Here is a 1,799-nt window from a genome sequence, read left to right on the forward strand (position 1 = left end):
AGAATTTGGCTGAACTAATAATTGATTTATATTATTTACAAATACTATAGTTAATACTTCCATATGAAATTGAACCACATATGGTGAAAGCACTATATTATTTTTTATGATTAGGTCGACTTCTGTGTCATTAGAATAATTTACTCTTAATTCAAAAAAAGGTAATATTAGGCGAAAAAAACTTTCAAGCACATCTACACAATTTTTGAAATTTTGACAAACTAATAATGCAAATCCTACATCCTGATGACTAGTAACTTTTATACTATTAGCAAAATCTAATAAAATTTTATCAATTTGTTTTAAATTTTGAATTGAAATAATTAATTTTTCAATTTGAAAAATATCAATTTCGCTATTCAAATCTATATCTGATCTATATTTATTTATTCCCAATATTTTATAATAATCACTCACATTAATATCATATTTCTCAATTACTTTTATCAGCATCAAATAATATCTTATTGATACTTTAGGGACACTAAACTCCATTTCACTATCCTTTTAGTACATAAACAATATTTTTATAAATAAACTTAGATTCTGTACCTATTTAACTTATATTTATTTTCAAACTTGCATCCTCAAATGAACAGTGTCAAACTGACCTAAGATTTTGTTATTTTCGGCCATACATAGGATTTCACATGCTAAATTTTAGTATTTCTGGTCTTTATCCAGCTGAATACCTTAATCTTTTAATGGAGTTAAATAAGAGCGCTACTTGTATACTTTCAAAACATGAACTTCCTCAAAATACTGATATTATTAAAAAAAGTTATATACCAGCATCAAAAGTAGTTCAAATAATGCAAGATATTTGGGTTGAATCTAATTTTGATATCACTCTAGGGATGAGAGCTGCTGAGAATATATCCATCACTTCTTTTGGTTCTTTCGGCCAAGCTTTCTTAAGTTGCTCTGATTTAGGTAATTCTGTCCATTTTATTTACAAATATTGGCAGTTAGTCGGTAGAGGAATAAACATACAACTAATAACGAACAAAGATAAAATATGTCTACTCTTCGAATCAGATCCAGTTTTTGAAAGTTACCTTTCTCAATGGTTTATCGAGTCTGCAATTTTCACTATTCTAAAAACTTTCAAATCTCTTAGTAATGAGATTGCTAGTCAGATTAATGTCAATCTGATGTTCGAGAAACACAATATTTTAGATTTATTTTCGTCAACTCAGATCAACTTTAACGCTATTGAGAACTCTATAATCATTTCAAAAAATATGCTTAGCTATAAGTTCCCATTTTCTAATAGTTTCGCGTACAACAATTATATTAAAGATTGTCAAATTCAGGTAAATCTACTTAAAGATTCTTTGCCTATAGATACACTAATATGGGATTTTCTAAAATTACATACAAGAACATTGAGAAGAAAGTTGTCTCATTTAGGAAAAAATTATACTGATTTAATAAACTCTCGAAAAAAACTCGACTCTATAGATTTACTCTTAAATACAAATTTAAAATTAAAGAATATTTCTGATTTGCTCGGCTATTGTGATGAATCAAATTTTAGTCATGCTTTTAGAAAATGGACTGGCAAGTCCCCATCTTCTTTTAGAAAAAAAGAAGGTATAAATGTGTAATCTAGTTCTATTATATATTTTGACATAGTTTTAATAACTCTTTTTTTTATGTTACTAGTAGATCTCTTTCATAAATCAAAAAAAGATCTATCCCTTGCTGATTATTTGTTCCGAATAATTTTAAATATTCATGCATAATGTGCGAATGAAATACATCGACTCAAAGAAGCTTTCTGAAACACAGTTAGA

Annotated in this window: 2 protein-coding genes; one reads left to right on the forward strand and one right to left on the reverse strand. The window is 27.1% G+C overall.

The window, feature by feature from the left end; all coding sequences use genetic code 11:
• A partial coding sequence (locus CL42_RS16030) for a hypothetical protein (RefSeq protein WP_035270915.1) occupies window positions 1–495 on the reverse strand: 495 nt, incomplete at its 3' end.
• Between the two features lie 155 nt (window positions 496–650).
• Here CL42_RS16030 and CL42_RS16035 point away from each other — a divergent pair.
• Window positions 651–1,610 carry an AraC family transcriptional regulator gene (locus tag CL42_RS16035; protein WP_035270919.1) on the forward strand — a complete coding sequence of 320 codons (960 nt, stop codon included), beginning with the start codon at window positions 651–653 and terminating at the stop codon, window positions 1,608–1,610.
• Window positions 1,611–1,799 lie beyond the last annotated feature (189 nt).

Origin of the sequence: Acinetobacter sp. Ver3, assembly GCF_000632455.1 — a bacterium.
Classification (GTDB): domain Bacteria; phylum Pseudomonadota; class Gammaproteobacteria; order Pseudomonadales; family Moraxellaceae; genus Acinetobacter.